The organism is Acidobacteriota bacterium (assembly GCA_026707545.1).
Taxonomy (GTDB): Bacteria; Acidobacteriota; Thermoanaerobaculia; order Multivoradales; family Multivoraceae; genus Multivorans.
Window position 1 is genome coordinate 3,040,310 of sequence record JAPOWR010000001.1, and the last position, 20,320, is coordinate 3,060,629.

At 68.0% G+C, this 20,320-nt stretch carries 19 protein-coding genes; 3 read left to right on the forward strand and 16 right to left on the reverse strand.

All coding sequences use genetic code 11. The features are described 5' to 3' along the window. Positions 1–15: 15 nt before the first annotated feature. The 11 genes from argJ to ruvX form a co-directional block, all read right to left on the reverse strand. Positions 16–1,218 (reverse strand): bifunctional glutamate N-acetyltransferase/amino-acid acetyltransferase ArgJ, encoded by a 1,203-nt coding sequence (gene argJ, locus OXG83_12080; GenBank protein ID MCY3965769.1) that lies wholly within the window; start codon positions 1,216–1,218, stop codon positions 16–18. Next, complete coding sequence (argC, locus tag OXG83_12085) at positions 1,215–2,255, reverse strand: N-acetyl-gamma-glutamyl-phosphate reductase (GenBank protein ID MCY3965770.1); 1,041 nt, start codon at positions 2,253–2,255, stop codon at positions 1,215–1,217. The genes argJ and argC overlap by 4 nt, the downstream gene beginning before the upstream one ends. A 61-nt stretch (positions 2,256–2,316) precedes the next feature. Beyond that, positions 2,317–3,156 carry a rhomboid family intramembrane serine protease gene (locus OXG83_12090; GenBank protein ID MCY3965771.1) on the reverse strand — a complete coding sequence of 280 codons (840 nt, stop codon included), beginning with the start codon at positions 3,154–3,156 and terminating at the stop codon, positions 2,317–2,319. Beyond that, on the reverse strand, positions 3,156–3,467 hold the full coding sequence (xseB, locus tag OXG83_12095; protein MCY3965772.1) for an exodeoxyribonuclease VII small subunit: 312 nt from the start codon (positions 3,465–3,467) through the stop codon (positions 3,156–3,158). Before xseB ends, OXG83_12090 begins: the two co-directional genes overlap by 1 nt. Beyond that, positions 3,464–4,834, reverse strand: coding sequence for an exodeoxyribonuclease VII large subunit (gene xseA, locus OXG83_12100; GenBank protein MCY3965773.1), 1,371 nt, complete (start codon positions 4,832–4,834; stop codon positions 3,464–3,466). Before xseA ends, xseB begins: the two co-directional genes overlap by 4 nt. A 4-nt stretch (positions 4,835–4,838) precedes the next feature. Next, positions 4,839–5,387 (reverse strand): hypothetical protein, encoded by a 549-nt coding sequence (locus OXG83_12105; protein MCY3965774.1) that lies wholly within the window; start codon positions 5,385–5,387, stop codon positions 4,839–4,841. Between the two features lie 121 nt (positions 5,388–5,508). Next, positions 5,509–6,171, reverse strand: a complete 663-nt coding sequence (locus OXG83_12110; GenBank protein ID MCY3965775.1) for a hypothetical protein — start codon at positions 6,169–6,171, stop codon at positions 5,509–5,511. Beyond that, positions 6,168–8,708, reverse strand: a complete 2,541-nt coding sequence (locus OXG83_12115) for a VWA domain-containing protein (GenBank protein MCY3965776.1) — start codon at positions 8,706–8,708, stop codon at positions 6,168–6,170. Before OXG83_12115 ends, OXG83_12110 begins: the two co-directional genes overlap by 4 nt. Continuing rightward, the gene (locus OXG83_12120) at positions 8,705–9,115 is read right to left on the reverse strand and encodes a DUF420 domain-containing protein (protein MCY3965777.1); all 411 of its coding nucleotides are present in this window, start codon (positions 9,113–9,115) and stop codon (positions 8,705–8,707) included. The genes OXG83_12115 and OXG83_12120 overlap by 4 nt, the downstream gene beginning before the upstream one ends. A gap of 69 nt (positions 9,116–9,184) precedes the next feature. Then, positions 9,185–10,252: an endolytic transglycosylase MltG gene (gene mltG, locus OXG83_12125; protein MCY3965778.1), complete on the reverse strand. Its 1,068-nt coding sequence runs from the start codon at positions 10,250–10,252 to the stop codon at positions 9,185–9,187. Next, positions 10,249–10,662 (reverse strand): Holliday junction resolvase RuvX, encoded by a 414-nt coding sequence (gene ruvX, locus OXG83_12130; GenBank protein MCY3965779.1) that lies wholly within the window; start codon positions 10,660–10,662, stop codon positions 10,249–10,251. The genes mltG and ruvX overlap by 4 nt, the downstream gene beginning before the upstream one ends. 142 nt (positions 10,663–10,804) lie before the next feature. Here ruvX and lptD point away from each other — a divergent pair, with 142 nt between their 5' ends. The 3 genes from lptD to OXG83_12145 are packed head-to-tail and all read left to right on the forward strand — an operon-like array spanning position 10,805 to position 14,933. After that, entirely contained in the window at positions 10,805–13,126 is a 2,322-nt protein-coding gene (gene lptD / locus OXG83_12135) for an LPS assembly protein LptD (GenBank protein MCY3965780.1), read from the forward strand. After that, positions 13,123–13,998 carry a dTDP-4-dehydrorhamnose reductase gene (gene rfbD / locus OXG83_12140; GenBank protein ID MCY3965781.1) on the forward strand — a complete coding sequence of 292 codons (876 nt, stop codon included), beginning with the start codon at positions 13,123–13,125 and terminating at the stop codon, positions 13,996–13,998. Before lptD ends, rfbD begins: the two co-directional genes overlap by 4 nt. Beyond that, positions 13,995–14,933: a GDP-mannose 4,6-dehydratase gene (locus OXG83_12145; GenBank protein MCY3965782.1), complete on the forward strand. Its 939-nt coding sequence runs from the start codon at positions 13,995–13,997 to the stop codon at positions 14,931–14,933. The genes rfbD and OXG83_12145 overlap by 4 nt, the downstream gene beginning before the upstream one ends. 5 nt (positions 14,934–14,938) lie before the next feature. Here OXG83_12145 and OXG83_12150 read toward each other — a convergent pair whose 3' ends face one another. The 5 genes from OXG83_12150 to OXG83_12170 all read right to left on the reverse strand — a co-directional run bounded on the left by OXG83_12150 (position 14,939) and on the right by OXG83_12170 (position 20,132). Next, on the reverse strand, positions 14,939–15,493 hold the full coding sequence (locus OXG83_12150; protein ID MCY3965783.1) for a methylated-DNA--[protein]-cysteine S-methyltransferase: 555 nt from the start codon (positions 15,491–15,493) through the stop codon (positions 14,939–14,941). A gap of 92 nt (positions 15,494–15,585) precedes the next feature. Further along, positions 15,586–16,542 carry a PEGA domain-containing protein gene (locus OXG83_12155; protein MCY3965784.1) on the reverse strand — a complete coding sequence of 319 codons (957 nt, stop codon included), beginning with the start codon at positions 16,540–16,542 and terminating at the stop codon, positions 15,586–15,588. Beyond that, positions 16,539–17,519, reverse strand: a complete 981-nt coding sequence (locus OXG83_12160) for a glycosyltransferase family A protein (protein ID MCY3965785.1) — start codon at positions 17,517–17,519, stop codon at positions 16,539–16,541. Before OXG83_12160 ends, OXG83_12155 begins: the two co-directional genes overlap by 4 nt. Beyond that, positions 17,516–18,871 (reverse strand): glycosyltransferase family 2 protein, encoded by a 1,356-nt coding sequence (locus OXG83_12165; protein ID MCY3965786.1) that lies wholly within the window; start codon positions 18,869–18,871, stop codon positions 17,516–17,518. The genes OXG83_12160 and OXG83_12165 overlap by 4 nt, the downstream gene beginning before the upstream one ends. A gap of 10 nt (positions 18,872–18,881) precedes the next feature. After that, positions 18,882–20,132, reverse strand: coding sequence for a glycosyltransferase family 4 protein (locus OXG83_12170; GenBank protein MCY3965787.1), 1,251 nt, complete (start codon positions 20,130–20,132; stop codon positions 18,882–18,884). Positions 20,133–20,320: the final 188 nt, after the last annotated feature.

Sequence of the window (20,320 nt, forward strand, 5' to 3'; positions counted from 1 at the left end):
ATCCGCGCCCGCCCTTCAACTGATGTAGCTTGCGTTGATCTGGACGTAGCCCTCGGACAGGTCGCAGGTCCAGACCGTCCAGCTGCCGGAGCCGAGGCCCAGATCGACCTCGAGCACCGAGTGGTCCGCGAGCATCGCCCGTTCAAGCGGTTCGAGGTCGTCCGTTACGCCCAGGCCGTCGCGCACGACCTCGATCCGCTCTCCGCCCGCGCCCGCCGAGATCGCGATGCGCTGCTCAACGACGTCGATGCCCGAGCGGCCGATCGCCCCCATGAACCGGCCCCAGTTCGGCTGGCCCGTGCGGTAGGCCGTCTTGACCAGCGGCGAGTTGGCGATCGTCGTCGCCACCTGCCGCGCCGCGGCGTCCGTGCGGGCGCCGCCGACCCGGATCTCGATCACCCGGTTCGCTCCTTCGCCGTCGGCGATCAGAGCGACCGCGAGTCGGCCCAGCACGTGTTCGAGCCCTGCGGCGAATCGGTCGAGGTCGGCGGCCGACGCCGCTTCGACGCCCGCCGCGCCGTTAGCCAGGAGCAGGACGCAATCGTTCGTGCTCGTGTCGCCGTCGACGGTGACGCTGTTGAAGGTCGGCTCGACCGCTCTGCGAAGCGCCATGTCGAGCGCTTCCGGCGCCGCCTTCGCGTCCGTGGTCACGAAGGCCAGGGTCGTCGCCATGTCCGGCGCCATCATTCCGGCGCCCTTGGCGATGCCGCCGATCGTCACTTCACCACCTTCGAGTTCGACGGACAGGGTCTCGATCTTGGTCCGCGTATCGGTGGTCAGGATGGCCTCCGCCGCCCGCGAACCGCCGTCCGGGCCCAGTTCGGCTGCCGCGAGATCGATGCCCCCGAGTACCGTGGGCATCGGCAGGGGAACGCCGATGACCCCGGTCGAGGCCACCAGGACATGATCGGAGTCGAGGTCGAGGGCCGACGCCGTCCGCTCGGCCATTGCCCGGGTGTCGGCCAAACCCGCATCGCCCGTGCACGCGTTCGCGTTGCCGCTGTTGGCGACGATCGCCCGCGCCCGGCCGCCAGCCGCCACCTCGCGGCAGTAGAGCACCGGGGCGGCCTGCACCTGGTTGCGCGTGAACACGCCCGCCATCGCCGCCGGCTCGGAGGTCGTCGAGGCGATCAGCGCAAGGTCCAGCTTCTCGTCCTTGAGGCCGCAGTGGACACCGGCGGCAACGAACCCCCGGGGGGCGGTGACGCCGGCGCTCACGGGAACAACGGGGCGGCCCGAAGGCCAGTCGTTTCGGGCAGGCCGAAGAGCACATTCATGTTCTGGACCGCCTGTCCGGCGGCTCCCTTGACCAGGTTGTCGATCGCCGAGAACACGACCGCGAGCCCCCGCTTCCGGTCGACGCGGACCGCGAGGTCGCAGTAGTTGGAACCGAGCGTTGCCTTCGTCTGGGGCAGGGCCGATCCCGTGAGCACTCGGACGAAGGGCTCGTGGCCGTATCGGTCGAGGAACACGGCCTCGAGTTCCTCCCGGCCCGGGGGAGCGGCCATCGGCACGTAGCAGGCGGCGAGGATTCCGCGCGTCATCGGGGCCAGATGCGGCGAGAAGAAGACCGTCGCGCCGCCGCCACCGGCCGCCAGTTCCTGCTCGATCTCCGGCTGGTGGCGATGAACTCCCGAACCGTAGGGCTTGAAGTTCTCGTTCAGTTCGGCGTACTGGTAGCCGTCGCGCGGGTTCCTGCCGGCGCCCGAGACGCCGGACTTCGCGTCGATGACGATCGCGCCGGTTACCCGGTCGCCGAAGTGCTCGAGCAACGGCTTGAGCGCGAGGGCGGAGGCAGTCGGATAGCAGCCGGGATTAGCGACTAGCCGCGCTCCCGCCACCTTGTCCCGATGCCACTCGACGAGACCGTAGGCAGCCTCCGCCAGCAGGTCGGTCGCGGTGTGCTCCGCGCCGTACCAACGCCGGTAGGCGGCCGGGTCGCGGAGCCGGAAGTCGGCGCCGAGATCGATCACCCGGGCTCCCGCCTGAAGGAGCCTGGACGCGGCCGCCAGCGCTTCGCCGTGGGGCAGGGCCACGAACACGACGTCGGCGCCGGAACCCAATGCGTCCCAATCGGTCGGGGCGAAGTCACCTTCCGCCACGCCGCCCAGGTGCGGGAAGACGGCCCCCATCGCCTGGCCGGCGCTACGTCCCGCCGCAAGCGCAACGAGCTCCACCTTCCCGTGGCCATGAAGCCACCGGACGAGTTCCGCCCCGCTGTAACCGGACGCCCCGGCGATCGCTGCCCGAATCACAAGGCGGCGAATAATACACCACAACGGCGCACGATTATTCGTGCCGTCGAACTGGGAGTCCTCAGCGCCAGGAGAGGAACGAGAAGGGGACGGCGAGAACCGAGACGGCGAGTAGCACGATCGCCGCCAGCACCTCAGAGGGCGTCTCCGGCTTGTCCGGACGGTAGAGACGCGCCATCCCGTAGCCACCCGCCAGACCGCCCAGATGCGCCCAGTTGTCGATCCCCGGGATCAGCAGCCCGAACAGGACCAGGGGGATGGCCATGCCCAGCACCTGCCTGATGAACATGCGGCTGCCTGTCCTCCGCGAATAGCAGAGCAGCGCCCCCAGCCAACCGAAGACCGCCGCCGAAGCGCCCAGGGTCACCCCGCGATGCGTCAACGGCAACCAGGGTGTGAAGATCGGCAGGGAGCTCGTGACCAGGAAGCCCAGCGCGGACGAGGCCAGATAGATGATCGCCGCCCGCCCGGTGCCGTAGAGCCGCGCCATCGCCGGACCGAGCTGATACACCCAGTACATGTTGAACCCGATGTGCAACAGGCTGCCGTGGAGCCAGCCGGCGCTCAGGATCGTCCACCAGCGGCCCAGTTCGAAGACGATCGGCGCGCCGCTCGCCCCCAGACGGATGCCGACCTCGAAGTCGGGCGAGAGGAAGCCGAACAGCGACCGGGTGCCGATCCCGCCGGGCGCCATCGCCAGCTCGATCACGAAGATGACGACACAGATGCCGATCACGACGGTCGAGAACGCCGCCTCGTTGCCGATTCGCTGAAGCAGCCGGGAGAAACCGAAGAGGCTCGGGCGGGCGCGGCCGCAGTTCCAGCAGCGCTCATCCTGAACGCCCACCAACCGGCCGCAGCCCGGACACACGACGGAGCCTGTCTGTTGTCGTTCGAACATCAGAAGGGAATCTCGTCGTCGGTCTGACCGCCGGCCGGCTCCACGCCGGAGGCCGCATCGGGATCGGTCTCCGCGCCGCCCGAGTCCGCCGATTCCTCCTCGATCGTTTCCACGATCTGCTGGACCTCGACCTCTGCGCGACGGATCTTCTTGCGGCAGATCTCGAGCAGCTCGGCGGCGCGCCCCAACTCCCTGCCGAGCTGATCGATGTCGATCTCGTCGCCGTCGATGCGCCGGAGCACGCCCTCGAGCTCCTCCATCGCCTGGCTGAAGCTCAGTTCGGCCCCGCCGGCGCCACCCTGTCCGGTCATGTCCGCTCCTTCGTGCTCAGCAAGTCCCTCTGGCGCGCATCTTCCTCGACTCCGAGCACCCTACTGCGGATCGCACCGCCCCGGACTCGGGTCCGCAGTTCGGCATCAGGCACTACGTCGTCGACGCTTCGCACCAGTCTGCCGTCCGCACGCCGGGTCAGGCTGAAACCGCGCGCAAGGGTCCGCTCCGGCGAGAGTTGATCGCAGAGGCGCTTATGAGCCTCCATCTGCCGCGCCGCCCGCCGCACAGGGAGGAAGGCGCCCCGCAGGAGTCGCGTCCGGCGTTCCCGCTCCAGCCTCTCGGCGTCGGCCAGCGTCCGTTTCGCCGAGCGGGCCAAATCGCGCTCCAGCGCACGGCAGTGAGCAGCTCGGGTCACAAGAAGCGCGCGGCTCGGCGACGCGAATCGATACGTGACCTGCGAAATCCGGTTCTCGGCCGAGCGCAAGACATCGCGCGCCTGCCGTGTCAGCGCGCGGGCCGTCTCCTCGACGCCGTACGCGGCACCGCCGACGCGGCCGACGAGGAGCTCCGCCGCTTCCGTGGGCGTCTTGCAGGTCGTATGCGCGACCAGATCGGAAATCGACACGTCGATCTGGTGGCCGACACCGCAGATCACGGGCACGGCGGCCTCGGCGACGGCACGCGCCACCCGCCGGCTGTCGAACGTCGCCAGGTCGGCCCGCGAGCCGCCGCCGCGGATCAGGGCGATCGCATCGAGCCGACCTCCGTCACGCGCGAACGCCTTCAGCAACTCGAAGGCGCGGCCGATCTCCGCCTCGGCCGCGGCGCCCTGGACGGCCGCGTGGACCAGGACCACGCGAAAGCCGAACCCGGACTGCTCGAGGGTGTGGAGGAAGTCGTGGTAGGCGGCGCTCCCCTCCGACGTCACGAGACCGACGTCGAGCGGCGCGGGCGCCAGCGGCAAACCCTTGTTCAGTTCGAGCAACCCGGCCGCCTGAAGCGCCCGGAGCGTCTCACGGCGCCGCCGTTCGAGCGCGCCAAGCGAGAAGAGAGGGTCGACGCCGCTGACGACGAACTGGAATCTGCCTCCGCCGGGCCAGAAGTCGGGGCGGCCGGCACAGCGCAGGACGACGCCCTCCGAGAGTTCCACGCCGGCCTCTCGCAGCACGGCCTCGACCTTCGGCCGATCATCTGCCCAGATGACGCAGTCCAGCTTGGCCTGGACCCGGTCTCCCCGCCCTTTCTCGACCAGTTCGAAGTAGATCTGGCCCCGGGCAGCCGTCCGCAGTCTCTGGACCTCGCCGGCGATCCACACCGACGGATAGGTGTCCCCGAGAAGACCTTTCATCTCCCATGCGAACTGGGAGACGGTGTACGTACCGGCCGGGAGTTCGGAACCGAGCAAAGGCTCAGTGGAAGCCGGTCAGTTCGACCATCGACTCCATGGGAATCGAGTCGGCCCACTCAAGAGCGTTCTTGTCGCCGATCGTCAGCTTGTCCAGGAACTGCCGTGCCTCGTCGCGGCGGCTGAACAGGCGCCAGATGAAGGTATGGCCGGCCGGCGCGGTGAAGTAGGTGTAGTTTCGCATCCCCTCGCTCAGGTCGAAGCCGAGGTCCGATTCGCCGTTGACGCCGACGCAGGCCATCGCGATCGCCCGGTAGGCCAGCGCCAGCGCCTTGAGCGGCTCCTCGAAGTCGGACAACTCCTCCCGGGACAACGGCGAGTGGTACAGGGCCACTCGCGAACCGTCCTCCTCGGCGAGCAAGTTGTACGGCACGTCCGCCCGGTCGAGCGCGTCCCGGGTTTCACTGGTCATCACGAAGACGTCGTCCGTGTCCTCCACCTTGTACGCGATCGCGAAGGTCTCCGAGTCCAGACCGGCGAAGGACTCGGCCAGGATGCCTTCATCCTCGATCGTGAAGTAGTAGAGACGCGAGATCATCCGACGGGTAGCCATGGTTTCAACTCCTCGTCGGCCGGGAGCGGCCGAACCGCCGGATCCTACCGGATTCGCGTCCCTGCCGGCCGGCTTCCGGGGCGCCTTCCGGCTCGAGGTTTCATCGCGGCTCGACGTTCCGTCACGGCCCCGAGCGCTCGATCAGGAAACGGTCGAACGCATCCCGCTCTTCCGGCGTCACATCTTCGAGCGCGATCAGGTACTCGCCGCCGGCTTCCGGCAACGGCGCCCGGATCAGGGTGACGGCGCGTTCGATCGCGTCGCAGTCGAGGGCGACCAGCACCAGGGCCATCTGCCGGCAAACACTGAAGAGCTGGGTTCCGAGTTCGCTCTCGATCCTCACCTGGGCCGCCTCGGGCATCCGCACGGTCGTGATCCAGTAGCCCTCGGTGGACCGCCGCACCCGGATCGCGCCCTCGAGGCGCAGCGTCTGGCGGGGGACGGTCAGTTCCTGGCTCAGCCGACTCTCCAGACTGCCGATCGTGATGTCCGCATCGATGCGCCCGGAACCGGCCAACTCGAGTTCGAGCGCGGTTTCCAGCACGCCGTCGGCGCCTGGACGGAGCGTCGCCTCGTGGCGGCTCACGGTCAGGGCGTGCTCCGGAGAGCGCAGCAGGACCTCGGCCGGACCGATCTGCACCGGCGTCAGATCGTCGATCAGGCTCTCGTAGACCCGGTTGAGCAGTTCGAAGGACACGACGCGGGCTTCGGTTTCGTCCTGGGCCGTGGCCGGCGTAGCCGCGAGCGCCAGCACAAGCGACGCCACCGCCCGCCGGATCGTCACGGGTAGTAGCCGCTGATCGTCCGCGCCTTGAAGCGGCCCTTGACCTTCACTTCGACCTCGCGGTACTCCTCGCCGCCGCCGGCCCGGTTCGACGTGTACGCCAGCAGGTACTGGGACCGCAGTTCCCGTTCGATCTCGTCGTACACGGGCGCCAGGTCTTCCGCCTTCGAGATGAAGAACGACCGCCCTCCGGTGACCTTGGCCAGGTCGTTCAGCTTGTTGCGCAGGATCATCTGGGTGCGGCCGACGCCAAGCCCGATCGTGTAGATCGGGACCGCCGAGCGCCGCGCGTACTCCTCGACGTCCGGGAAGTCGACCGTGCTCGACGTGTCCTCACCGTCCGAGAGCAGGACCAGGGCACGCCGGCCCCGAACGCCGCGGAAGTAGTAGAGACTGGTGATCAGCGCGTCGTGCAGCGCCGTGTTGCCCCGGGCGCGCAGATTCTCGATCGAGGCGGCTACCGCGCCGACATCGGAGGTCCGGCCGATCAGCAGCGCCGGTCGCGAGGCGAAGGCGACGGCGAAGGAACGGTCCTTCGGCGTGATCAGGTTGGCCAGGAATTGAGAGGCCGTCCGGCGCGCTTCCCCGAGCGACGTCTCCATCGAACCCGAGGTGTCGATCACGACGCCGAGGGTGAGCGGCAGATCCACGACGAGTTCGAACTTCGCCAGTTCCTGGCGGCGCCCGTCCTCCAGCACGGTGAAGTCCGTCTCGGCAAGCGAGGTCACCGGCCGGTTCGACCCGTCCAGGACCGACGTGTACAGCTCGACGAGATCGACATCCACCGTGTCCGTGAACTCGGGGGCATTGAGGAAGCGGACATCCTCGGCGCGACTGCCGTCGTCCAGCGTGGCCGCGATGGTCAGGTAGACGAGCTCCTGCGGGCCGGCTGCGGGCACGTCGATCTCAGCCCTCCAGGGCGGTCTCTTCAGCACCGACTGGACGTCCTCGCCGACCCGGAACTCGACTTCCTCCACCAGGCGCTCTTCCGGCACGACGATCGTTGCCGCGGCCTCCACCTTTCCCGACACGCCGACACCCCGCCTCGGCTCGCTGATCTGAACCCGCAACTCGCCCCGCTGCTGGTTCAGGATCAGCTCATCCGAGGCGACGACCTCACGTTCTTCGTTGAGCCCCTCGACCCGGACCACCTGCTCGGTCGGGTACCTCGAGAGCCGCACCTCGGCGGTAAACGGCGGACGGCGGCGGGTGACCTGCAGCACCCCGTCAACGAGGAACCTCATGGCCACGATCTCGTCCCCGGTCACCAGGGTTTCCGCCCGCCAGAGACCGAGGACGACCTCACTCTCCGGCGGCACCAGGACCAGCCCGCTTTCCGCATCGAGTGCGGTCTCCGGCAAATCCCTGACCAACTGCTCCGCGGCAAGGATGAGTCGACGGCGATCCTCCGGACTCGCCGGCTCCGTCTGCGGCGTCCAGGGCACCTCGATTGGTACCGCACCGTAGGCCGCCGCGCCACTGATCTCGTCCCGCACCAGGAACCTCACCAGCACGACCGAACCCGGACGCAGAAGGTGTTCCACGGGCAGAGCCAGGGAACGATCCTCCGGCGGCGCGCCGGAAAGGAAGCGGACCCTGAAGACATCGAAGACTCTTCCAGGCTGCTCGACGACGCCCTGCACGTTGATCCGAACCTGCTCTCTGCCGGTGTCGTCCACGAAGGGTTCGTAGGCGGCGCCCGGCGGCAGGGACAGCAGGACCCGGGTCAGAATGCGCTGACCCTGCTGCACCGGGAAGGTGACGATCGGATCCTCGAGCTCGAGCGCCGGCCCCGCCTGCACCTCGTCCGCCGCGGCCGCCGACGCCCAGGCATCGAGATCCGCGGGGGGCTCCAGCCACCTCATGAGGCCGGCAGTCGAGGGCCGCTGGCGCCGGAAGTCGAACAGGCCCCAGATGCCGGTGGCCCGGTCGACCCGCCGTGCCTCCTCGCACACCTGCAGGTCGAAGCGGCGGGCCCGGAGCAGACCCCGGAGCTCTTCGTACTGCTCGAGCCAGTACTCCATCTCCGGCATGTACAGTGCCCGCTTCGTGTAGTCGGGCAACCAGAGTTGGAACGCCTCGTTCGGCTTCGGCTGGAAGACGACCAGGTTCTCGTGCTCCCCCTCCTCCGGCCCGTAGCGCCAGATCTCGAGCGGCCGGAAGGTCTGATCGCAGTCGACCGGTTCGATGTGGTCCGGTTGCCCGTGCAGAAACAGCAACCGCGCCCGGACATCGAAGAAGGGCACAGCCGACTGGCGGACCCGTCGACGGCGCTGCTCGATGCCCTCGGCGATCTGGCCCCGACTCAGGAAGGCCTCGATGTACTCACGCCGCGACGGCGGAGCCAGGTCCTGCACCCGCTGCAACTCCGCCGGCGCCAGCAGGAACTGGGGCCCATCCAGAAAGAACTCCCGTTCTCCGTCGCTCCACTCGGAAAGACGCCAGCCGGCCTCCTGGGCGGCAACCGACCCCGGCACGAGGCAGGCCGCAACGAGAAGCAGCCGGCGGATCCGCGATCCAAGTCTGTGCGGCCTCACCACGACATGCGATACAGCATCCAGTACACAACGACCCCGGTCACCGACACGTAGAGCCAGATCGGCAGGGTGACGCGCGCGATCTTGCGATGCCGGTCGTACCGGCCCCGAAGGCCCAGATAGACCGTGATCAACGCCAGCGGCGGCACTGCCGCGGCGAGCACCGTGTGGGTCAGGAGGATGCCGAGATAGACGGTCCGTACGGTCCCCTCGCCCTCGAAGTGAACCGAGCCGACCTGGTAGTGGTAGTAGAGGTACGAGACAAGGAAAGCCGCCGAGCACCCGAGCGCCGTCAGCATGACCTGTTTGTGGCGCTCGCGCCGACCCTGCCGGATCAGGATGTAGCCGGTCACCAGCAGCGTCGCCGCAGTGGCGTTCAGGATGGCGTTGAGGGTCGGCAGGTGCATCGGGCATGAGCTTAGCCGGGTAAATGCACGGATTGTGCCGGGTCCGGCGCTCCCGGGAATGCCGGGCCGCTACCGCTCCGCGGCCCTCCGCTCCCGCCAGTACCGCACCTGCCACCGCGCCACGTTGCGGTTGTGCTCGGCCAGGGTCTCGGCAAAGACGTGAGTGCCGTCGTTGCGGCTGACGAAGTAGAGGTACGGCACGTCGGCGGGCTCCGCCGCGGCGCGCAGGCTGTGCTCGCCGGGCGAGCAGATCGGACCCGGCGGCAGGCCGGGGTGGATGTAGGTGTTGTAGGGCGAGTCGAGTTCGAGGTCCCGCCGGCGCAGGTTGCCGTCCCAGGTGCCGGCCATCTTCAGCGCGTAGATGATCGTCGGGTCCGCGTAGAGGCCGATGCCGCGGTCGAGGCGGTTGTGGAAGACGGCCGCTACGAGGGGCCGCTCGGCGACAGCACCGGCCTCCTTCTCCACGATGCTGGCCAGGGTCACTAGCGAGCGGACATCGAGTCCACGCCCGGACGCCGGCGGCAGATGGTCCTCCACCCGCCGGCGGAAGTTGCGCACCATCGCCTCGACGATCTCCTGTTCCCCGACACCTGCCGGAAACGCGTAGGTGTCGGGGAAGAGGTAGCCCTCCAGCGACTCCGCCTTCGGGTCGAGGTCCGCGATCGGGGCCGGGGAGGACATCGCCGCAACGAACGCGTCCAGCTCTCCGAAGCCCTCCGAGGCCAGGCGCTCCGCCGTTTCCCGCAGGGTCAGACCCTCGACCACCGTCACCGGGTAGGTCACGACCTCGCCCCGGATCACGAGCTCAAGCGCTTCCACCGTGCTCATCGGCTGCTCGAAACGGTACTCGCCGGCCTGCAACACGTCCTCGGGGCGCCGGTAGTCGAGATAGAGACGCGCCAGTAGTGGATCGCCGATGACGCCCGCCGCGGACAACTGGTCGAGGATCGAGGTCAGGGGCGCGCCGCGTTCGATCACCAACTCCACGACGTCCGAACCCCGCGGCCGCTCGAGTTCCCGTTCCGCCCATGCGACCAGGCCGACCGCACCGATCGCCGCGGCAGCCAGGAGCGCGACGGCTGCGGCGACCGTCCACCAGAGCACTCGCCGGCGGCGAACTGTCGGCCGTTCGCTCATCCGCGCTCCTGGTCGAGCGCTTCCTGGAGCAGAATCTGGGCGGCGACCGCGTCGACACGCTCAGGGTAGCGCCGCGGATCGACGCCGGCCGCGCGGAGCCGGCGCTCAGCTTCGACCGAGGTCAACGACTCGTCGACGGTACGTACGGGCAGGTCACAGGCCTCACCCAACTTGCCCGCGAACACACGCGCCCTCTCGGCCGCTGACCCGACGGAACCATCCAGCCGGCGTGGCTCGCCTACGACGAGCACGTCCGTATCCGACTCGGACGCCAGTGCCTTGAGTTCGGCGATCAGCTGCCGGTCGCTGGTGCGCCGGAGGGTCGTGTGCGGCACCGCAACGCCGACCCTGGAATCGCCTACCGCGACGCCGACTCTCTTCGCGCCGATGTCGATTCCGAGAAACCGCACAACGCAGCCACTCTGAAGCCGGCCACAGGGACTGTCAACCGCCTCAGGCGCGTTACGATGGGAAAGCCCGACGCCCCCTGGGCCGGTGTCGCCGCGAGACTTGCCGCCTGTCATCCCGATTCCAAGCTAGGCCATCGTCGGAATGCGTACCGCTGATATCCAGCGCCTGATCGTCACTCTGGCTCTGGCCCTGATGCTGGGCGCGTCGGGAACGGCCGCGCAGGAGTCGGCCGTCGAAGAGCCCGACGCGTCGGGAGACGCGGAAACCGACGCTACCGACGGGCCGCCCAGGCCTGACGACGCGAACGACTTCATCTTCGAGATCGAGGACGAGTCCGGCACCGCCACGGTCGAGGGTTGGGCCGGCCACATGGAGGGCTTCCTGGAAGGGCCGCAGGTCATGTCGGAGGGATTCTCAATCCGCCTGCGCGATCTCCAGGCCTCTGGCGAGACGGCGTTCTACGACCCGGAGAACCAGACGCTCCGGGCAGAAGGGAACGTCACCCTGAGCCGCGGCAACGAGGTCCTCCAGGGATCACGCCTCGAGCTGGATCTGACCTCCGAAACCGCCTCGGTCTTCGATGTCGAGGGGAGCATCGGCACCGACTTCTTCTTCAGCGGCTCCGCAATCCACGCTCACGGTGAAGACCGCTTCACGATCCTCGATGCCCAGTTCACAGCCTGCGAGGTCGAGGACGGCGAGACTCCAGACTGGAGCTTCCGCACGAAGCAAGTCAACGTGAACGCGACTGGCTACGCGAAGGCCCGCGGCCTCTCGTTCCGGGTCAGGAAGGCGCCGCTCATCTACCTGCCCTACATGATGTTGCCGGTGAAGAGTTCCCGCGTGAGCGGCTTCCTGACGCCGAAGCCGGGGTTCTCCACCCGCCGCGGCCCCTCCCTCGGCATCGCGTACTTCTGGGCGATCAACAGGAGCTACGACGCCACCGTCAACGTCGACCTCTACGCCGGCGCCCCGGCCGGCGGCACGAACGCCTTCTCCAGCAGGCCCTTCTGGGGCCTCGGAACTGAGTTCCGATACCGGCCCAGCGAGGGGACCGAGGGGATCTTCGACGGCTACCTGATCGACGACACGGAGCTGGACGAGAAGCGTTGGCGAGTTCGCTGGAACCACCAGTCGGAGCAACTGCCCGCAGGATTCCGTGCCGTGGTCCGCGTCGAAGACGTGTCCGATTTCGACTTCTTCCGCGACTTCGAGCGGAGAGTCGATCGCAATAGCAAGCGCCAGCTGTACTCGACCGCCTTCATGAGCGGGAACTGGGGCAACCACTCGCTCAACGTCCAGCTCGATCAACGCAAGACGTTCATCTCGGCTGAGCGCACCATCGAACTGCGCCAGCTACCCGAGATCGAGTACAAACTGCGCTCCACCCGGCTTGGCGAGTCGCCCCTGTACGCGCAGATGAAGAGTTCGCTGCACTACCTGGACACCAACCGCTCGGCCCGACGGGCGGGTCGCTACGCGCGCGCCAACCTGGTGCCGGAACTCAGCGTGCCGATACCGGTGACGACCTGGCTTTCGCTGTCGCTAACAGCCGGCGGTCACCTGACCTGGTACGGCGACAGCCTGATCACGTCCGAGGAACGACGAGCCACGGTGACCGACACGGACTTCCGTGGCGAGGATCTGATGCGCATCGTCCCGATAGCCAGCGCCGAGATCATCGGCCCGGGGTTCTCCCGGATCTTCGATCTCGCGGAGGGTGGGCGCTACTCGCGGATGAAGCACGTCATCGAGCCGCGAATCGTCTATGACTACTTCGACAGCTTCGACGACCGCACCCGCATCCCGCTGTTCGACGAGATCGACAGACAGCGTGGCAGGAATGTCGCCCGTTTCAGCCTGTTCAACCGCCTGCTCGTCAAGCCGGCCGATCCGGACGAGGGCAGCGCCTTCGAGATCCTCTCGTTCGAGTTGTTTCGGGACCTGTCGCTCGACACCGAGATACCCCTGCTGCGTTCTCGGGACCGTTCGCTCACCAGTCAGAACGGTCCGGTCGGCGCCCTGCTGCGGTTCAATCCGTCCCGGCGCACGGGAGTCCGCTTCGACGCGCTCTACGACACCCTGTACTCGCAATTCTCCAGGACCGGGATCTCGGCAAGTCTTGGTATCGGCGACACGAGTTCGCTCGGCATTCGCTGGGCGGTGCGACGCAACCCCGAACTGGACACGACGCGCCGCCACCACGTGCAGGTTTCGGCAGGCCTTGCACTGATCCCGAGCAAGCTGAGCCTGAACACCATGGTGAGCTACGACATCGAGCAGCAACTCATCCAGATGCAGCGCCATGTCGTGGACTACCGGGGCTGCTGCTTCGGACTCCGCCTGGAGGTCGCGAACTTCCGCACGCTTCTCCGCCAGGACACCCAGTACCGGCTGCTGGTGACGCTCAAGAGCATCGGCTCCTTCTTCGACATCACCGGCGGCCAGAGCGAGACGTTGTGACCAGGGACACCGGCGACGCTCCCAGGGCGGTCGTGCTGGGAGCAGCGGGCCAGCTAGGACGCGAAGTCGTCGACGAACTCCGGCGGCGCGGCACGGAAGTGCTCGCCGCCGACCGCAATCGAGCGGATCTACGCGATACCGACGGGACCGCCGCGCTCGCCGCAGAGTTCCGAGCACGCGCCATCTACAACTGTGCGGCGTACACGGATGTCGACCGCTGCGAAAGCGACCTGGATCGGGCGATGGAGGTCAACGGTAGCGCGCCCGAACGGCTGGCGGCGGCTCTGCCCTCCAGTTGCCGCATGATCCACATCTCGACCGACTACGTGTTCGACGGCCTCGGCCACCGTCCCTACCGCGAGGAGGACCCCACCTCGCCGCGGACCGCGTACGGCCGTTCGAAGCTCCACGGCGAGCGAGGCGTTCTCGACGCCGGCGGTCTCGTCGTCCGAACGAGCTGGCTGTTCGGACCCGAGGGCAGGAACTTCGTCTCGGCGATCGCTTCGCGCATCGGCGAGGGCACGCCGGCGCGCGTGGTGTCCGATCAGGTCGGCTGCCCCACGTACGCTCCCTATCTGGCCCGGGCGCTGGTCGATCTCGCCGGCGTCGGCGCCTCCGGCATCGTCCACTACTGCAACGCGCCGGCTGTGTCCTGGCACGGTTTCGCACTCGCCATTGCCGACGCCCTGCGACTGAGCGTTCCCATCACGCCGATCCCGTCCTCCGAACTGAGCCGGCCGGCCGTGCGGCCGGCGTACTCCGTCCTGGACACCTCGCGTTTCGAAACCCTGGCGAGTCGCGGCGTCGAGCCCTGGCGACCCGGTCTGGAGGACTACTTCGAGCGCCTCCGGCAAGGCAAGGCCGAGTCGTGACCCGCGTTCTCGTCACCGGCGCCGAAGGCTTCGTCGGCCGGCGCCTCGTGCCCCGGCTGCTCGAGCGCGGCGCCACCGTCATCGCCTGTCATGGCCCCGGCATCGCCCCAGCCGACCCCTGGATCTCGACGCCACCACCGGCGAGGTGCGACCGGGTGGAACTCGACATCTGTGACCGCGGAGCGGTGGAACACGTCCTTGGGGACCATGCGCCGGACGCTGTGGTGCATCTCGCCGGGCTTTCCGATGTGGGTGCCTCGTGGCAGCGAATCGACGACTACTACCGGGTCAACGTGGAGGGAACCGAGTTCGTCGCGGCAGCGGCGCGAGCGGTTCCCGGGACGTGCCGGCTGATCGTCGCGTCGAGCGCCGAGGTCTACGGGAAGGTTCCCGAGAGCGAGCTCCCCGTCGGGGAGGACAGGCCCCTCCGCCCGCGGTCCCCCTATGCGATGACGAAGGCCTCCGTCGAACGGCTGACACTTGACGGGGGCGCTATTGCGGCGCGCTCCTTCAACCTGATTGGCCCCGGCCAGAGCGTGCAGTTCGCATTGCCTTCCTTCGCGTCGCAACTCGCGGAGATCGAGGCCGGGCGCAGGGAACCCGTGCTGCGGGTCGGCAACCTGACTTCACGCCGCGACTTCATCCACGTCGACGACGGCGCCGACGCCTACGCGGTTCTCGTCGAACGCGGCGAACCGGGCAGCGCCTACAACATCGCCCGCGGCGAAGCGATCGAACTGGCCGCGGCGCTCCGTCGACTGATCGAGATCAGTGGAGTGACGGCCGAGGTCCTTGAGGATCCGGACCGCCTGCGGCCCGCCGACGTCCCCGTCCTGTGCGGTGACGGAAGCCGCCTCCGCGCCCTGGGTTGGCACCCCCGGCGCAGTTTCGATCAGGCTCTGGAAGCGATCTGGGAGGAGGCCAGACTGGCGTAGCTGGCCTAGCCGGCCCTGTTGGCCCGCTCCAGGGCGAGTAGCTGAGCCTTGCGCTCCGTGCCGCCGATGTAGGAACCCGGACCGCTCCGGCGCGGCACGACACGGTGGCAGGGAACGAGGATCGGCAAGGGGTTGGCCATCAGCTTCGACCGGATCAACCGATAGGCCCCCGTCCGTCCCGATGACGTCGCCACGTTGCGGTAGGTGCGCGTCAGACCGTACGGAATCCGCGCCGTCTCCTGGAAGATCCGGCGCGAAAGGGCGTCCAAGCCGATCCGGTCGAGATCGTAGGGCAGATCCAGATTGCGCCGCGCGCCGGCAAAGTACTCCGACAGCCGGCCTAGCGCCTCGTCGATGAAGTCGGTCGTCTTCACCGCGCCCAGCGAGGGGAACAGCGCTTTCTCCGTATCCTCCGGGTCGATGACCAGGCGCGTCACCAGCCGGCCCATGAACTCGAGACCGAGGTAACCGAGCGGTGAGGGAATCAGGACGCGGAGCGGCTCAACCGTGCGTGCCGCGGGCCATGCCGGCGCACCGGCCGGCGCCTGCGCAGGGCTCACGATCTCTTGGGCCACAATAAGTCATGGTAGCATGGCAACTTGTCTATGTCCAAGCGGATGGCGTGCCCAAGCGACCCGGTAACCGGTCGCCGTCACTCCTGCCGGAGTTCGATGCGCAGCGACACGTCCTCGCCCTTGGCGGCCTCGAACTCCCGCACCGCCGTCGCGTAGCCGGGCCTCGTCACCTCCAGGCGGTGGGCGCCCGGGTCGACGATCAGTGGCGAATGGAGATTCGCGAGTTGCGCGCCGCTCCCCAGCAGGCGCCCATCGAGATACACCACGGCATCGGAGGGCTCCACTTCGACCAGTAGACGCGCCGGTTCGCTCCTCTGGTCCTGCCTGATCGGCTGGCCACGGTTCTCTACCCTCCAGGACTCGCCGGGGGCCGCGGGCCGTTCCGCCACCGCCTCGGGCGCGGCCGGCTCGGGCGCAGGCGGCTGCGGCCGAACAGCGGTACCCGGCACGAGATCCTGGTCGATCTTGATCACGACCCCCGGGCGGACGCGGATCTCCCGTTCCAGGGTCTCATGTCCCTCCATGAAGATCGCCAGACGGTAGCTGCCCTCACGCAGCCAGAGATAACGAGGAAAGCCGTCGAACGAGTCGACGCGGCCGATCAGTTCGCCATCGAGGTAGACCGAGGCCTTCTTGGGTCTCGTGTTGATATCCAGGGCGCCCGCGTTCGGCGCGGCGTAGCCCACCGCACGCGGACCCCAGCCATGGAGACCGTACGGCCCGAAGGCGTAAGGCGAGTAGTAGGGCCAGTAGGAACCCCAGCCGCCGTACCAGCCGAACGAACCGTAGTAGGGCCGATAGATGACCCGCGTCCGGGTTCGCCGCCCGTCGCGGGCACCTTCCCGGGACTCGCCCCGATCGCCGGCAACGGCCGCGATCGGGGTCGACACGGCTGCGGCGCGGGCGACGGCGGTCACGCCGCCAGTCGCCCCCGGGGCCGCCTCCGCGCCCCCGGCCAACGCGAGGCCAAGCAACGCGGCAAGGGCCGGCGCCGACATGCGCCGGATCGGTCCGAAGCGCTCCCGTCCTCTCATGATCGGCCTCCGCGGTCCAGGCCGACGCCATCGGACCAGCCGTTCCTCAGCCCTTCCAGATAATGGTGCCGCATCGTCTTCTCCCAAAGCCGGGGCAATCTGACCGGCATTCCTTGCAACGCGCGCGCCAGCCGCTCCTGAGCCCACAGGAGCGTTCGCTCCCCGGCTCCACCGGCCGAAGGGGGCCTTCCGTTCTGCATCCCCAGGAAGTGCTCGAGCTGTTCGTGGCGCCGGTAGAAGACGACCGCCGAGTATCCCGAGCGGTACTGGCGCTCCGCGAACCGCGCCAGATCCGTAGGATGGTCGTGCGCGACGTGCGCAGCGGGCCGGTAGAGCAGCCGCAACCCCCGCGCCGCCAAGCGGTAGCCCGCCTCTACATCCTCCCAGGCCGCGAAAGGAAACGCCTGGTCGAAGGGCTCGGCCGCCATCGCGTCCCGGTCGACCGACAGGTTGGACGTGTAGAAGAAGTTGAACGGCACGTTGTCTTCGTCCTCGATCAGCGCGAATCCGAACTGAAGTCCTTGTTCATTGATGTAGTCGAGGAAGGGCGTGCGGCGCATGCGGGAGTGCCAGTCGGTGCGGCCGATCACTCCGACGCAACCCCCCGACGCGCGAACGGAGCGCGCGAGATCCCCGTTCTGGACCCGGTCGTGCGCGGCCAACCATCCCGGCGAGGGGACGGTGTCGTCACCAAGAAAGGCCACCCAACGCCCCCGCGCCGCCGTCACCCCCCGATTCCGCGCGACGGCCGGCCCCTGGTTCTGCTGGTGGATCACGCGCAACGCGGGCGAGGCGTCGGGGCGGTCCGCGACTCGTTGGTCGAGCCACGCGGTCGTACCGTCGCTACTGCCGTCATTCACAACGAGGATCTCGAACGCGGGTCCCTCCTGGCCGTCCAACGCCTCGAGGACCTCCTTGAGCGCAGACAGGCGGTTGAAGGTCGGGATGACCACACTGAAGGCCGGCGCACCGGTCACCGCTCTACCTCCATGACTTCTTCCAGGCTGCGGCGGACCAGCGTGACTTCTTCGGGCCACAGGGACTTGAAGCCGACACTCCCGAACAACTGTTCGTCCCCCGGATAGGTCGGCACCACGTAGAGAGGGAATCGCTCGAAGATTTCTGCGTCGGACCGCCGGCGTCTGGCCTGAATACGCCGGCGGCGTTCTACTGCGGCGTCCAGTCCGCGGACGATCGAAGACAAAGCCCTCACCTGAGCCAGAGTCTGCTCGTCGACGATCGCAGGCACGCCGTCAGGCAGCTCAGGCTGCGGCCGTGCGAACCGTCTCAGTCTCGTGCGGAGCGCGATGACAGATCGTAGCCGTTCCCAGGCATCGCGCGCTCCGGAGCCGAGGATCGCCCGCTGCCCGCCCGCACTGCTGCCGGCCGCGGTGACAGTCCCCAGCGGGGCAGCAGCCGGCCCCTCTTCCGGAACACTGTATGGATCGACGGCCAGCTCGTGACCGTGGGGGTTTCGATAGGCGAGCAGGTGCTGAACGCGGGTGAGCAGAGTCATCTGCACAAGCGGCATCAGCTTCGGCCACAACTCGGCATCGTAGTTCTTGAAGGCGGTGAGATACGAGTTGCGCTCGAAGAGTAGTCCCCGATTGGCGTTGCCGAGCAACTCGCTGGTTGCCATCGAACGATGGTGAACGATCGCGCCCGGCGCTGACAGAACACGCTGACCGGCAGACCAAAGCCGCCAGCCCAGGTCGACATCTTCCAGATAGGCGAAGTACGTCTCGTCGAAGCCGCCTGCAGCGACGTAGGCCTCGCGGCGGACGATCATGTTGCCACCGCAGGGGAACAGCAACTCGCCGCCCTCTTCCGGCAGCTCGACGTCTGTCATCCGTCGGTGGTAGTCGAGCTGAAACGCGTGACCGTCGAAGGTCATCACGCCCCGGCCGAAGTCCAGCCGGCCGCCTTCCCAGTCGACGATGCAGCCCGAAAGGGCGGCCACGTCGGGCGGCGCCTGACGCAGGGCCGCGACCAGTTCGGCCAGCCAGTCCGACTGCGGTCTGGTGTCGTTGTTGACCAGCACCAGCGCGCTCGCGCTGCTCTTCTCCGCCAGTCGATTGTTCGCGGCACTGAAGCCGATGTTGCTCGAATTCGCCAAAACGTCCACGTGCGGGTACGCAGAGCGCACCCAGGCGACCGTGTCGTCGCTGGATCCGTTGTCGAACAGTCTGACTTTCACGCTGGCACCCGGTACCTGTTGGGTCTCGAGAACCGGCAGCAGGGTCTCCAGGTGGTGACGGCCATTCCAGCTCACCACCAGCACGTCGACACTGTCGATCTCCTTCGCACGACCGGCAAGTCCACTCACCATCGCTCGCCTTCTACGCTCCCGCCAGACGGGTTCGAAACCACCGGCGCAACCGGAAGCCCAAGTCGTCCGCGGGGGCCACTGTCTCCGGCCTGAACGCGAACTCCTTCTTCGTGGGATCGACACGGGGAGACTCGAGGAAAGTCACCAGGGGCGCCAGACTGCGCTCCCAGGAGAAGGTCGTCAGAGCGTGTTCCCGACCGCGTCGGGCTCGCGCCTCGACCTCCGGGCCACCTGCAACCAGTTCGGCCAGACCAGCTCTCAGCCCGCCCACGTCGCCGCAGGGGACGACCAGGCCCGCGTCCCACTCCCTCAGCAGGCGGGGCACGGTGCCTCCCTCGGTGGTCAGCACCGGACAGCCGACCGCAAGCGCGTCGACAAACCGGGTGCGCAGCGACAGGTCCGTTTCCAGTCCAGGTCGATGGCAGGCGGCTAGTGCGTCCACATCCCGCAGGAGATCGTAGCGCCGCTCGAACGGCACCCACTCGAGGAAGCCGATCCGGTCGGACTCCTGGCGTCGACTCCGCACCTCTACTTCCGCGAGCAGCCGCTGTGGCGCTCCCGCTCCAGGGGGCTGCCGAACGAACAGCAGCCGCGCGGTCGGGTGGGACAACGAGGCGAAGGCCTCCAGCAGAGGTTCAGGGTCGTACCAGTCGTACAGGCCACCAAACAACAACCGCCGTTCGTCCGGCCGGCGCGGCGGTAACAAGGGCTGGTAGTCGGGCAACGGATCCGGCACGCCGAAGGGTGCTTCGACGATGAGACCCGAGTACTCTGGATCATCGCGGTAACGGTGAGGATTCACTCTGCCCAGGGCGGTCAGAAAGCCCAGGTAGTAGGCCCGCTGCTCGGGTGACGAGCAGAGGAAGAAATCGCCGCGGGACAGTTGATGAACCCAGGTGCGGTGGTCGTTCCGGTAGGGATCGAGACCCAAGGTGTCGAAGTGCGTCAGGTTCTCGACCAGGAACGGATCGTAGAGATCGACCGCCGTGGGCAGATCGGGCAGCTCGTGAAGGACGTTGTTCGCCAACTGCCCCTGAGTTACCACTGCATCGCACCCCGCCAGCAGTTCCGGAAGCGGCGCGGAATCGAATCTCCGCACCTCGAACCGCCCGCACCCCCGTTCGGGCGGCTGCGCCGACCGCCAGGGAGATACGAGGACGACCTCGAAGCCCAGAGCCGGAAGCCGGCGCGCCATCTCCAGATAGCGGATGCCGATTCCGGCCGCCCGTTCTCCCAGCGCCTCGCTGCACACGAGGCCCACACGCGTCAACTCTCTTGTCCCCTCCCTCTCATGCGTTACCGAGCAGACCGGCCGTCAGTCACCGGAACCGCGGAGTATCCGCAGGCGCTCGTGCAACCGCCAGGCGCGGGTCGCTTTCACAGCCTCGACATCGGCCTGCAACTCCCTCTCTCGGGCCTGCAGACGCTCGACCTCGCTGCCGAGTTCCT